The sequence below is a fragment of the Thermodesulfobacteriota bacterium genome (assembly GCA_035559815.1).
GTDB lineage: Bacteria > Desulfobacterota_D > UBA1144 > Nemesobacterales > CSP1-2 > DATMAT01.
Genome location: DATMAT010000041.1, coordinates 1 through 12772, shown reverse-complemented (window position 1 = coordinate 12772; position 12772 = coordinate 1). Strand labels below are relative to the sequence as shown.

13 protein-coding genes and 1 pseudogene are annotated in these 12772 nt (G+C 43.7%); 5 read left to right on the top strand and 9 right to left on the bottom strand.

Annotated features, from left to right (window positions below; translation table 11 throughout):
• Window positions 1–274 (top strand): transposase (locus VNN20_11190; GenBank protein HWP92744.1); only part of this gene is annotated, 274 nt, incomplete at its 5' end.
• A 55-nt stretch (window positions 275–329) separates the two neighbouring features.
• On the opposite strand, the gene VNN20_11185 is transcribed toward VNN20_11190, so the two are convergent.
• Window positions 330–569: a sigma-70 family RNA polymerase sigma factor gene (locus VNN20_11185; protein ID HWP92743.1), complete on the bottom strand. Its 240-nt coding sequence runs from the start codon at window positions 567–569 to the stop codon at window positions 330–332.
• A 281-nt stretch (window positions 570–850) separates the two neighbouring features.
• On the bottom strand, window positions 851–1327 hold the full coding sequence (locus tag VNN20_11180; GenBank protein HWP92742.1) for a hypothetical protein: 477 nt from the start codon (window positions 1325–1327) through the stop codon (window positions 851–853).
• A 266-nt stretch (window positions 1328–1593) separates the two neighbouring features.
• On the opposite strand from VNN20_11180, the gene VNN20_11175 reads away from it, so the two are divergent.
• The gene (locus VNN20_11175; protein ID HWP92741.1) at window positions 1594–2274 is read left to right on the top strand and encodes an HAD family phosphatase; all 681 of its coding nucleotides are present in this window, start codon (window positions 1594–1596) and stop codon (window positions 2272–2274) included.
• A gap of 36 nt (window positions 2275–2310) precedes the next feature.
• Here VNN20_11175 and VNN20_11170 read toward each other — a convergent pair whose 3' ends face one another.
• On the bottom strand, window positions 2311–3024 hold the full coding sequence (locus tag VNN20_11170) for a gamma-glutamyl-gamma-aminobutyrate hydrolase family protein (protein HWP92740.1): 714 nt from the start codon (window positions 3022–3024) through the stop codon (window positions 2311–2313).
• Window positions 3025–3173: 149 nt separating this feature from the next.
• The gene (locus tag VNN20_11165) at window positions 3174–3764 is read right to left on the bottom strand and encodes a protoglobin domain-containing protein (GenBank protein HWP92739.1); all 591 of its coding nucleotides are present in this window, start codon (window positions 3762–3764) and stop codon (window positions 3174–3176) included.
• A gap of 138 nt (window positions 3765–3902) precedes the next feature.
• Between VNN20_11165 and VNN20_11160 the strand changes: the two genes are divergently transcribed.
• Both VNN20_11160 and VNN20_11155 read left to right on the top strand, forming a co-directional pair.
• Entirely contained in the window at window positions 3903–4475 is a 573-nt protein-coding gene (locus VNN20_11160) for a helix-turn-helix domain-containing protein (protein ID HWP92738.1), read from the top strand.
• Window positions 4476–4558: 83 nt separating this feature from the next.
• Complete coding sequence (locus VNN20_11155) at window positions 4559–6145, top strand: LysM peptidoglycan-binding domain-containing protein (GenBank protein HWP92737.1); 1587 nt, start codon at window positions 4559–4561, stop codon at window positions 6143–6145.
• Here the strand turns inward: VNN20_11155 and VNN20_11150 are convergent.
• The 4 genes and pseudogenes from VNN20_11150 to VNN20_11135 form a co-directional block, all read right to left on the bottom strand.
• Window positions 6129–6887 carry an HAD family hydrolase gene (locus VNN20_11150; protein HWP92736.1) on the bottom strand — a complete coding sequence of 253 codons (759 nt, stop codon included), beginning with the start codon at window positions 6885–6887 and terminating at the stop codon, window positions 6129–6131. The genes VNN20_11155 and VNN20_11150 overlap by 17 nt on opposite strands.
• Window positions 6888–6988: 101 nt before the next feature.
• Window positions 6989–7390: pseudogene (locus VNN20_11145) on the bottom strand (CbiX/SirB N-terminal domain-containing protein).
• 150 nt (window positions 7391–7540) lie between these two features.
• Window positions 7541–8689: a M20/M25/M40 family metallo-hydrolase gene (locus VNN20_11140; GenBank protein HWP92735.1), complete on the bottom strand. Its 1149-nt coding sequence runs from the start codon at window positions 8687–8689 to the stop codon at window positions 7541–7543.
• Window positions 8690–9195: 506 nt separating this feature from the next.
• The gene (locus VNN20_11135) at window positions 9196–9474 is read right to left on the bottom strand and encodes a hypothetical protein (protein HWP92734.1); all 279 of its coding nucleotides are present in this window, start codon (window positions 9472–9474) and stop codon (window positions 9196–9198) included.
• Between the two features lie 213 nt (window positions 9475–9687).
• Here VNN20_11135 and VNN20_11130 point away from each other — a divergent pair, with 213 nt between their 5' ends.
• A complete protein-coding gene (locus VNN20_11130; GenBank protein HWP92733.1) occupies window positions 9688–10578 on the top strand; it encodes an MBL fold metallo-hydrolase in 891 nt (296 codons plus the stop codon).
• 152 nt (window positions 10579–10730) lie between these two features.
• On the opposite strand, the gene VNN20_11125 is transcribed toward VNN20_11130, so the two are convergent.
• Window positions 10731–12689: a sigma 54-interacting transcriptional regulator gene (locus VNN20_11125; protein ID HWP92732.1), complete on the bottom strand. Its 1959-nt coding sequence runs from the start codon at window positions 12687–12689 to the stop codon at window positions 10731–10733.
• Window positions 12690–12772: the final 83 nt, after the last annotated feature.

The following is a 12772-nucleotide window of genomic DNA, read 5'->3' as shown; positions in this document are numbered from 1 at the left end:
TAATCACCCTACGCATAAGGCCAAGCTGGTGAAAGCCTTTGAGAAACGGGCCAAGGGGAAGCTGCGGTTGTTCTATCTGCCTCCCTATTCGCCAGAGCTTAATCCCGATGAATACGTCTGGAATGATGTGAAGAGCAACGGTGTCAGAAGATCGCTGATCACCAATGTGAAAGACCTCCGTTCTCGGGTGGAGTCTAGACTCGGTTACCTCCAGAAAAATCCAGAGCATGTTCGCAGATTCTTTCAATCCGACACAACCCGTTATGCCGCATGATCTATGTCTAGATACTTATGAACTCCTTAATATGTCTTTACATAAAGCCATCTGTTTACCCTCTCCATTCATAAAAATAGTCTGATAGTTTATCTCTCAAGAAAAGCCTAGCCCGGTGTAGCCTTGACTTTACCGTGCCGACGGAAATTCCTAGAATATTTGCTACCTCGTCACTGGATTTATCCTCGACGTCTCTCAGGTAAAGAACGATTCTATAATTTTCCGGAAGGTCGTTAATTGCTTTTTCTATTATTTCCAGCGCCTCCTCGCGGCGAGCGACGAATCGATTAATCAACTCCGAAAATATTTCAACGACTCACAAATCGCCGAGCTTACCATGGTGATCGGAGTTTTTAACGTATTGACCAGGTTCGCCGATACCTTTAAGGTGGATTTGGAGTTCTAGTGCTTTGGACTAAAGAGCAAAGAAAATCAGGTAGAGAAGAGCCTCCACCTTCCAGTAGGAGGGCTCTCTTATCCTACACGCGGGACGATTGGGTGAATCCTGTTTTAATTCTAAGAGTGGGCATATTCCATTAACTCGCATATTCAAGCAGCCTAAAAGCTACGCTTGGCCTAGGTTTCTCTTTCAGGTTTGATGCCTCGATTCCGTGTCAGGGATTTTATTACTTTAGTATTGTTTAGTCTCGGAGACATCCAGTCGAGATAAAAGTCATAGTATGCGCCGGAATCACCGGGCCCATCAAAGTCGGTACGGGGATTGGCTTTAGCTGTTAAAGTCTTCGATGCGATATTGGCAGGTCTATTTTGTCCCTTGGGGTACATCCAGTCGAGATAGAAATCATAATATGCACCTGAGTCGGTGTAGAAATCAGTACGGGGTACAACCTTTCCTGTTACCGGTTTTGCAACAGCCGGAGCAGGAACGGGGCCGACGTTTCTTTTTGGATACATCCAGTCGAGATAAAAGTCATAGTAAGCACCAGAGTCGGTCCAGAAGTCGTTGCGTGGCCCTGCTGAAGCGGAAAACGAGAACGAGAGAATAATGATTAACCCCAGCGAAAGGTACAAAAGCATGCTTTTCTTTTTCATCGTCTTTTACCTCCTTAATTTTGTTCTTGCGAAATATAGATGTATGTGTCTAGTTAAAAGTTCCCGCTAATACTATTTTCACGCAGGAAGAAGATATTATTGTATTGGAGATAGGGCTTTTTCCTGGATGGTCATTAGTTTAGTGGGGATATCTCCTGATCTGGCGATGTTAAAAAAGATTTGAAAAGTGGGCTAGGTATGATTATATACTATTATTTCTAATTTTTACCAAACGTGCGAAGAGAGAAAGGAGAGCTTATCGAGCCATGCTAAGAGCCTTAATTTTTGACTTTGATGGGGTTATCGCCGATGCGGAGCCTGTTCATATGAGGGCATTTCAGGAGGTTCTGGGCGAGGAGGGGTTGAGCCTTTCCCGACAAGAATACTACGACAAGTATCTGGCTCTCGATGACAAGACTTTTTTCAGGACTGCACTAAAGGATAAGGGTAGGGATTTTGACCAGAAGGTAATCGAGAATTTGATGGCTCGGAAATCAAATTACTATGACCGGCTCATAAAGGAAGAAATCGTAATTCTTCCCGGGGTTACGGATTTTGTGCGGAATACCGCTCAAAGATACAGACTGGCCATCGGATCCGGGGCGCTCAGGCACGAGATAGAATTTATACTCGACCATGCCGGAATAAAAGGGATGTTCTGCGTGATAACCAGTGCCGAGGATGTGGAAAATTGCAAACCGGCTCCCGATGTGTTTATTAAGGCACTCGAACGGATCAACGATAATTCAAGACCAGAGCCAGGAATTAAACCGGACGAGTGCCTGGTCATAGAGGATTCTATTGCCGGAATCAAGGCGGCCCGTGCTGCCGGAATGAAATGTTTAGCCGTTACAAACTCCTATTCGGCGGAAAGGCTTTCCCAAGCGGATATGGTGGTAAGAAGCCTTGAGGATGTGAAAATGGAAGACTTGGAGAAATTATTTTAAGTAGGGGCACAGCATGCTGTGTCCCTACTTTTATTTCTAATTCCTGATTAAGTCACAAAACTCGTTGAACACATTCTCAGCCAATCTGTTCAACCGGTTTATGAACCGGGGAGTTTGACTCCTTATATGTTGTGGGTCGATGGTTCCTTCGAGGGAATCTATCTCCATTTTATTCTCGGGTACTTCCAGCCATTCCCAGATCATCTGTGGAGTAACTTCCAGGTGAAACTGCAGACCATAAACGTTGGATTTATATCTAAATGCCTGATTCATGCAAAGCGGTGACTCGGCTAGATGAACTGCTCCGTCTGGTATTTCAAAAGTATCTCCGTGCCACTGAAATACCGTTTCCTCCGGATTAAAATGCCTGAAGAGTTTGTCTGAGCTAGCCTCCCTGCTAATGTTCAGCGGATACCATCCTATTTCCTTTACCTTATTTTTAAAAACTTTAGCGCCTAGAGCTTTGGCAATGAGTTGCGACCCTAGACATACCCCTAAAATTGGCAAGTTTTTATCCATAGCTTCCTTTATTAACTCATCCTCTTTTTTCAGAAACGGATATTTGTTAGTTTCATAAACATTCATAGGTCCGCCTAGAATGATCAGTCCGTCGATATCACCGGTAGATATGCCTGTCGCAGGATTGTGATAGAAATTCGCATATTCGTATTCGATGCCGTTTCTCTCAAGGGAATGGATAAGTGTGCCTAGGTGTTCGTGAGGTACATGTCTTAGGACTAAAACCCTCATATGACACCACCCTTATTTTTCCGATAGTTCACAAATAATACCTGAATAACACCAAAAGAAGATGAGTTAAAGATTTATCTGCAAGCGAGCCCCTTAGTTCATTGGAAAGTTTATGTATGGCCCGATAAGTCTGGCTATAGTGAAAGAAGTTAAAAGTCTCCCTCTTTTACGTAGGGATAACTCCATAAGGCCACTTGCAGAACAACCGACTTGAACCAGGCCTGGTGCATCTTCTCTACTTCTTCTGCGGTATGTCCTTTTTTAGCCAAGAAGGGCTTAATGGTTGCGGTAATTGGGTATATAAAGGCAACCAGGTAACGAAAATTTATGTTGGGAACCGACTTGACCTTATCCGTTTGGTTCTTTTTCGTCCGGTGATGGCGGAGGCCAATCTCATACTGATAGTTAAGCCATTCCTGGTCATAAGTACGGTTGCATGTGTCCAGTATCCACTGGCCAAAGCGTAGACGGACAGCACTCAAGTATTCCGTATTTGGTTGCTTATCCGCGCCGGTGAAATAGTAAACCAAATGGGGATGTGAGGCTACAAATCCATACCAGAGGTCGAGTACATCATCGATTTGGTCGGCCAAGACTTCTCCGGCAATTTGCAGATATTTTACATCCTCTTCAGTAAATAAAACGCTCTTTTTCAAATTTTCCAGGTCCTCAAGGGAAATGGGTGACATTGGTGCCTGGCTAGTTCCGTATGTATATCCTGCTATTTTTTGGGCGCTCATTTTGTGATTACCTCCTTGGTAGTTGATGTTTATGTTATATTAGGGGATATATGGGTTAGACGTCAATAACTTACCCCATAGTAACTAGGTTACCGGTTGGTAATATTTACTCTTTGAATATCTACAAGGGGTTTGACAATGGAATTAAAAGTCAATACAGAAAGTTTGAGAGAGGAATCATATATAGAAATCCTCAAGTGTAAATGGACCATCTTGGTAATCACCAAAATTATAGAAGGAGTTACCCGTCCCAGCGAGGTTAAGAGAGCAATTCCAGGGTTAAGCACCAAGGTGCTCAATGAAAGGATCAAGAAGTTGGAACTAAAAGGGATAATCAGGAGGAAATCCTTTACCGGTTATCCGCTTCATGTGGAATATGTTTTGAGCGTGCAAGGGAAAAGGCTGAGACCACTAATCGGGGAATTAAAGAGGATGGGTTTACCCCTAGATGACGTCAGCGAGGTTATAAACTGTAAGTGGATGGTTTCAATCTTGAGCCTGTTGAGTAAGGGAGAAGCACGTACTAACCGGATCAAAAGGAGCCTGGCCGGGATAAGCAATAAGGTTCTCTCGGACCGCCTTCGCAAGTTGGAGAAAATGGGGTTTATCTCTAGAATGGTGATTGATTCTAACCCGCCTGGGGTTTTTTATTCTTTGACTAAGAGAGGGAACGGGTTTATAAACTTTTTGAAAAATAAGGTAATTCCTTAAAAAGCCCTGTGATCTAGGCAGCATTGAAGCCAAATTTAAATAAAAGTATTCAAAATTTATTCTTTATAGTGTATGATAGGGCTATGAAGACTCTCCTAGTGGTGGATGGGGATAGTAGGGTAAGGAACATAGCAAGGCTTTTGTTTACCGAGAGCATGGGGTATAGGGTGGTAGCGGCGGTTAGTGGCCAAGAGGCAGTTTCAAAAGCCAGGAAAATAAAACCAGAAGTAGTACTATCCAACATATACCTGGACGACGGGGATGGCTACTGGGTATCCAAGGAAATCAAAAATGACCCCTTATTGAGAAATACCATAGTGCTCCTGTTATGCCCTGAATTTGCGTCGCGTAATAGCGAAAGAATCATTGAATCAGGCGCCGACGATGTTATAACCAAGCCAATAGGAAGAGAGGCGGTAGACAAAGTTGAATCTTTACTAAGCCAAATTAGAAAAGCTAATGTAGAATTTACTTTAATATATTTAAAGAAAAACTTAAGAAATATCATTGAACTCTCTGTTTCCTTTTGGGAGTATATTGAACTAAAGAAATATACTCCCCATCAATTCTATCAATTAACTTGGTATACGGTGAAGAAAGGGTTGAACGGTTTTTCTCAAAAGGCAAGAGGGTTTGCTGATGGGGTCAAATTAACCATGAGAAAGCAAATGGATATGGAGACCCGCTCCTGGCTGCGGAGATTTAGTTATCCAGATGTTTCTTTTCTGCCTTTGGCTAGAGCCAACCTTCCATTATTACTTCTGACAATTACGATTATAACAGTTGCATATATGTTTTTCTCCTTTAACGGTGAGATTCAAAAGCATTTGTATAATTTTCTTTCTTCTTTTAGAACGACGAAGGGTTTTACGTTTTCTCAATCCAGGACTGATAGGATAGGGGAGACTGATACTACTAATTTCCCTAGAGAGCATTCAACCACTATGGATAAGGAAGATAGCGGATTTGGGTCTGGTGTCTGCCATGCTTATTCAAACGGGGTCGAGGATCATATAGCTCTCCTGTTCCGTTATGATTACAGAACTCTGCCGGTGGAGGAGCCCAAGATTATAGAGAAATCACCTCCACAAAAAAAGGAGAAAACAGCAAGGGTTTCTCCTGACAGTAATTCTCTAAAAGCGGAGTTCTCAGGGGACAAGTACTCGGTTAAGAAGGGCGACAACCTCTTCCGAATAGCCAGAAAATTTAACACCTCGGTTGGGCAGTTAAAAGCCCTCAACAACCTCAAGAGCGACAATATCAGGATAGGGCAATTATTGATTGTCCCGAAAGTTCAAGAAGAAAAGCCTAAGCAGAGAATAAAGGTCGTGAAAAAGAAAGACGACCTGGATAGCATAAAGATTGATCGTTCCTCCTTCTATCAGCCGGTGGGCGGTTTGCCCGTCCACAGTTTAACACTGTCCAATGAGGGTGACATGGCTTATAGGGACATTAAACTGAAGATAAGCTATTATTCCAGCCTGGGGATGGAAATGGGTTACGAAACGGTGACGCTTCCGATAGTGGTTCCGCCACATTCCAGAAAGAATTATATCAAGGAAGGAATCTCCATAAAACCTAATCAGGGTGATGTGTATTCTGCAAACGTGGAGATTTTAGGAGCTACACCACTTATGCGTATCGTGGATGAGGTCAGACTCGATGAGTGATATATTTTTTTATTTCTGAAAAGTTAGAGACAACATAGTCAGGCTTAAATCCCCCATCTTTGATCGGTTCGTCGTTTTTATTAATCCATAGAACATTCATGCCTACACCTTTTGACCCTACCACGTCAGCATCATAGCTATCCCCGACAAATATGGCGTCCTCGGGATTAATCCCAAGAAGGTCGAAGGCTTCGAGAAATATCTCTGCCTTAGGCTTTCGCCAGCCTATTTCTACTGATATCAAGATTCTCTCAAAATATTCCTTTATCCCGAATTTATCCAGTAGCTGATAAGCGGTTGGAGCGTGGTCAAAGTTCGATATTATAGCTAGCCTCGGGTTCTTATCTTTGATTTGGACTAGCGTTTTCCTATTCTCCTCGGGAAATTCCACGGCGTTGGCGATACCCTCCATATGGACTGAGACCATATTCTCGACCAGTTCCTCCGACGTTCGGTCTAAAGGTATATCCATCTTTCTGAGCATGAGTTTAAACCTTTCCCGGGTATGAAATTCCCGATGTTCGTTCTCTTTTATCTTGTTTAATTCGGCATAGCTTTCCACGAATGCATAGTAGAAGGATTTAAAATCAACTTCATCATGAAACCGGTGAAAAATCTTGTAGGCAGCTCTGCTGGTGGACCGGACCGGAGTTCCATCCAAGTCCACTTCGGGCAAACGGGAACGGTTGAAGTTGACCACAGTGTCGAACAGGTCAAATATAATGGCCTTGTATTCTTTCATGATTCTATAGAATACCTGTTTTACTAAAAGGAACTGTTCATTCAGAAGTAATCTATTTTAACCCATGAATTGAATCCGGTTTACTGGTTATGATTAACCGGTCAATCTAGATGGTCAACGCTATCCGCTCTTTCCAGGATCACTTCGATAATTTTTGCGTCTATACCCAATGGTTCAGTCACATAGTGAGTGACTCCAGGGTGTTTTTGCGCTGCTTCCATTACCATCCTGGGTATATCTTTAGTGGAGTGTCTTCCCGGTGCGAGGAAATAGGGGTGAACTACGATTTCTTCCGCCCCTTCGGCAACACAGGAATCGAAAGCCTGGGGAATGCTCGGCTCGGCAAGCTCCATGTGCGCATAATGCACTATGTCGAACTGACAGCGGCTGTTTTGTCTTACCATATTGGCTATCTCAACCAGCATGTCGTTGGCCTCTTGAACCACGCTTCCGTGGTCGACCAGTATTAAAGCCCTTCTCTTTTTTCTGGTTTCTTCCATTTTATTCGCTAATACATGCGGGTATACCTAAGATTGAATGATACATGACTTGATGAATATAGGGTTTTACTTCAACTTGCGTGCTGGATTCGGGTCATTCTGGTGGTGCTTATAGTTCAAGAAGACCTATGTCGAGCCTTGGCCTAGTAATCATCAGTGGCTCATCGCATTAAGCTTGACCGTCTCCAGGACTATATCCGCGGCCCGGTAGAATTCTTCCAATACTAGGTATTCGTTCACGGTGTGTATTTCTTTCATTCCCGTTCCCAAGTTTACACAGTTTATTCCTTTTTTGTTGAAGTAATTAGCGTCACATCCTCCGCCACTGGCTACGGGTTCTATTGTGTATGCCAAATTGCTAACTGCTCTATTCACCAGCTTGCAGATATTCGACTCCAGGGGAACATCCATTTTGTCGTAGCTCCTTTCTATCTCTTCTTCTACCCTAGCCCGATAGAGCTTTCCTTCGATCATAAGTTCGTGTCCGGAAATGGCTTCCTCGAAGCATTTTCTCATATGGTTAACCTGGCTTCTGAGCTTTTCCTCACTATGGCTTCTGGCTTCTCCTATTATGTGGACATAGTTAGGAATGATGTTTGTGGCAAGCCCGCCCCTTATGACGCCGATGTTAGCGGTTGTCTCAAAGTCCACCTTTCCCAGTCTCATGAGGGAGATGGCCTCACTGGCTACCTTGATTGCGCTTATCCCCCTTTCCGGACAAACGCCGGCGTGTGCTTCTAGCCCGTAGACCTTAAAATCCAGCCTTTCCGCAGATGGGCATTTTACCACCAGATGGTATGACGAGCTGCTATCGAGTACAATCCCGTATTCCGACCTAAAGTGGGTTATGTCAATATGCTTAGCACCCAGTAAGCCGACCTCTTCGCAAATGGTGAAGGCAATTTCGATATCGCCGTGGGGTATGTTTTTTTCTTTGAGTGTATTTATCACCTCTACTATGACGGCCAATCCGCTTTTATCGTCGCTACCCAGAATGGTCGTTCCGTCGCTTTTTATGGTTCCGTCCGCCAAACGGGGCTTAATACCTTCGCCTGGGCCGACCGTGTCCATGTGAGCGGAGAGAAAGAATGGCCGAGCCCCGGATTTATTTCCTTTTATCCTAATAATCAGGTTTCCCACAGTTCCATTGACCTTTTTATCCGCATCATCAAAAAAGCACTCTCCGCCTATTTTTTCCATATCTCTCTTTAGCCGGAGGGCTATCTCTCTCTCCCTCCGGGAAAGGCTGTCTATCTTCATCAGGTCCATCACGTACTCGGTCATCCTTTCTTTCTCTATCATGAATAATCTCCGCTTTAGATGTTGAAGGATCTGAATAAATTATAACCAATCGGGAATTCTATATCTATTGGCTGGCTCGATTACTCGGGACGGTTTAAAAGTGATTAGGTTTATGAATCGCCCAAGAAAGAAAGCTAGTCAATCACTTTTCAAAATAATCAGAAATCAAACAATTCATCCCTGTAAAAAGGCTTTTAGACAGATAAAAAGGATAATTTCAAATCAGGTTGCCTTCTTATGTGTTTGTTAGGTAAATCCTATCCAAATCATATCCATTCAACCAAGCCCTGTATGTCCTGATGATATTAGGTTTAGAAATGGGATTGCTTCGTTCGTGGAATTTATCCCTTCGACAAGCTAGATAGGGTTCCGAATAAGTACATTGGCATCCTTCTACCCTTCGACCAGGCTCAGGGCAGGCTTGACGAAGGACGGAGTCGAAAGGCGAACACCTCAAAAAACCTATCATTTTAGGGCAAAGCAATCTCTTATTTGGGACAGGTTTGCTAATCAATATCTTTTGATTTATTCCTACAATCTTGAATGGAGTATACGGAACCCAAATTTTTTACACGCTTAACCGTAATGCACTCTGCCCCGGTAGGTTTGCGAGTGGACATAGAATCGGTTACGGGTGGTTTTTCTGCTTTTTCTCGAACGGCCTTCGGGTAGGCGATGAGCCGGAAAAGGGCCTTGATGTCATCTTTAAAGATTTCGATGAGAAGGATGATAGCCAGGCTCAGGATAACTGGCCAGGACAAAAGCACCTCGATTATTCTTGGCACGTTCTCCATGAACAGGATGATGCATTTATGGCCAATTGTAGTCAATTAGACCTTGGTTGCATTAGCTTCACGCAGAAATCGTTCTTTTTATATCGAGCTATTACTTTAGTACTAGTGGTGATTTTCTGAATAGCTTATGAATAGTAAGGTTGTTTTATATCAACGATTCGGTTAACGTTTAAGAACAATAATTTTCCAAAAGGATATCTGAACATGAAGATAAACATTATCGACCTTAACTTTTTTACACCCAACGTAATAGCTTCCTATCTTATCGAGAATGGGGGCGAGCCCGTTTTAATAGAGACCGGTCCTGATTCGACCTTTCCCAGGCTCGAAAAATCCCTTAATGAGCTTGGCTACCCAATCGAGGAGATAAAGAAGGTTCTTGTTACCCATATACACTTGGACCACTCCGGGGCTGCTTGGCACTTTGCCAGAGCCGGTGCCACGATTTACGTCCACCCATTTGGAGCCAGGCATTTAGCCGACCCGACCAGGCTTGTAGAATCGGCCAGGCTCATTTACAAAGAGGAGACGCAAACCTTATGGGGTAATATTGAACCCATTTCAAAGGAACGTATACATGCAGTCGAGGATGGAGAGACCATAAATACCGGCAGCGTTAAAATTCGGGCTTTGGAGACCCTTGGACACGCTTCTCATCATCACTCGTACTTAATAGATAACGTCGTTTTCACCGGTGATGTTACCGGTATATGTATAGAAGGCGGTCCGGCGTTGCCGCCCACACCTCCACCGGATATAAATGTGGAGCTATGGCAGAAATCTATAAGAAGGATTCTCGACCTAAATCCGGAAGCCGTCTATCCCACCCATTTCGGAAAGTCCAATAATGTCAAAGACCACCTGAAGGAGCTGGAAAGTAGACTCCTTCAATGTACCGAATGGATTGGGGAGAGATTAAAGGAAGGGAAAGGGGAAGATGAAATTGTCCCCGATTTTGTGAAGATGTTCGAGGAAATCCTGGCACGAGCTAAAGTTAGCCCTGAGCTTATTAAAGCATACGAACTGGCAGACCCTTTTTGGATGAACGTTCCAGGGCTGGTGCGATACTGGAAGAAGTTTAGGTTATCGCAATAGTGATTTAAAGAGGTTTCTTATTAGACTAGTTTTCTGTGTAAAAAGAATGGGTAGGATACACCCCATCTCTTCAGGGAAGTCCCCTCTGGAGAGGGGATTTAGGGGTGTGTAATCATCTCTCTTGATCGAAAGACTAACAATCATTATGGAATTTAAGAAATCTGCTGTGGCTTCCTGATTCCAAGTTTCTTCATCCGATACCTAAGAGTGCTGGGAGTAAGACCAAGAATCGAGGCTGCACCTCGCTTACCCTCGATCACCCAGTTTCTTTCCCCAAGGACACGTAGTATATGAGAACGCTCCATATCTTCGAGCCTATCCGAGCCTGAATGCGAATTGGCATTTAGCTGTAACATGTAATCATCAATGTGGATTATAGGTGTGTGTGCAAGCACGACGGCCCTGTCTATAACATTCTGCAATTCCCGAATATTACCAGGCCAGTCATAGCCCATCAATCGGTCCATAGTCTCCTTTGATAAACCGTGGATATGCTTACCCAGTTTTTTGGCAAGCTTACTTAGGAAGACATTTGCGAGAAGCGGGATGTCGGATTTACGCTCTCTCAGCGGCGGTATCTCCAGCGGGAAAACATTCAGTCTGTAGAAGAGGTCCGGCCGGAACGCCCCGGCTTTAACCGCATCTGCAAGATTACGGTTTGTTGCGGCAATTATACGCACGTTCACTCTAATAGGCTTACTATTGCCCACACGCTCGAATTCTCCTTCCTGTAGCACCCGTAAAAGTTTGACTTGTGTCTCTAGAGGTAATTCGGAGACCTCGTCTAAAAAGATTGTGCCGCCGTCTGCGAGCTCAAATCGGCCGATTCGCTGTTCTATAGCTCCAGTAAAAGCCCCCTTTTGATGACCGAATAACTCGCTCTCCACCAATCCGGCCGATATTGCCCCACAGTTTACTTTAACCAGTGTTCGATCTTTACGCGGGCTGAGATTGTGGATAGCACGGGCAACGAGCTCTTTCCCGGTTCCAGTTTCACCTTGAATTAAGACGGTGATATCGGTTGGAGCTATTTGCTCTATTTTATGTAGTACTCTCTGGATTGCCGGGCTCTGGCCTATTATCTCTTCAAAATTGTGTTCAGTTTTAATTTCCTCCTGGAGATAAATATTTTCAGCTTGAAGCCGGTTTTTCAGCAGTTCCACTTCTCGGAGTGCCTTTTGAAGTGCTTCGGCCTGCTGTGCATTGTTGATTGCTATCTCTATTTGTCGTGCAACAACTTGTAGTAGTTTTAATTCATCCTGGTCAAAAGCATTTTTTCGATAAGAACTTATGAATAGGGCCCCAACAACTCTCCCCTCAAAACGAATAGGCATGGACAAGTAGCTATTTATCCCCATTTCCCTGCCTGCAGAACCGAGTACCGTATCTTGGTCTGCGTCTCCACAGTAAAGGGGCTTCCCTTCTATGATTGTTTTCCAAGTGGCACCCTTCGGATAAGCAACCCTTCCCGCTCGCTCAACGTACCAATCTGGGAAGCCACTGTGACTTCTTATAACGGCCTCTTTTCCTTCGAGCAAATAGATTACAACGTTATCTACCCGGTCTATATTCTTACTCATGGCTTCGACGGCGTTTTCTATGACTTCTTCTAAATTGATTGATTGATGGACACTCTGAGTCACGATGCTAATGATTGTCTCGTATTTATTCTTTTTAGATAGCTGGTCGAGGTTTTTCCTAAGAGCTTCCTCCGTTTTCTTCGCTTGCTTACGTTCGCTGATGTCGGTAAATATCAAAACTGCGCCTTTCAACTTCTCATCTTCTAGGATTGGTGTTCTTGTGTATTCAACCGGGAAATTCGTTCCGTCTTTTCTCCAAAACACCTCTTCATCTACATGATGAATCTCTCCATCCTTTAAGGTCGCGCAAATCTTACACTCATTCCGGCAGCAAGAATCGCTGTCGGATTGGGCAGGGTGAATGATATTGTGTAAGTATTTCCCAATAAGTTCTTCTGAATGCCATCCTGTCATTTCTGCGGCGGCTAGATTCGCAAAAGTAGTCTTACCTTCTAGGTCTAAAATACAAATTCCTTCTCTTGCCGAGTTCAGAATTAGATTATTTTGATGTATTAGCAGTAGAGGGTTCATTGTTGTATACGCTAATTGAGGAATGAGTCGCCATGAATTAAATGCTGAAATATGGGTTTTTACATATTATATTAAGTTGATAT